This is a genomic window from Peribacillus sp. SIMBA_075, from assembly GCF_046534585.1.
On record NZ_JAWRYN010001772.1, the window covers coordinates 1 to 228 of the forward strand.

Here is a 228-nt window from a genome sequence, read left to right on the forward strand (position 1 = left end):
GTTATTTTGAATGATAATGAAATGTCAATTGCACCAAACGTTGGTGCGCTTCATAATGTACTTGGACGTCTACGTACCGCAGGGAAATATCTCACGAACATCTTTATACTCACGGTACACCTCTACCGTTTCCTGCATATCAGATTGTTCCTTTGAATACTCACGAAGCTTATTCGTATCGCTAATAACCTCTGGGTCACTTAACAATTCATTTAACTTCTCATAACG

General features: G+C 39.0%; 2 pseudogenes. One reads left to right on the plus strand and one right to left on the minus strand.

The features are described from left to right. A pseudogene (locus SB775_RS34525) lies at nt 1-90 on the plus strand (1-deoxy-D-xylulose-5-phosphate synthase N-terminal domain-containing protein); the annotation flags it as partial. Here SB775_RS34525 and SB775_RS34530 read toward each other — a convergent pair. Further along, nucleotides 91-228 (minus strand): annotated as a pseudogene (locus SB775_RS34530) (PCRF domain-containing protein); the annotation flags it as partial.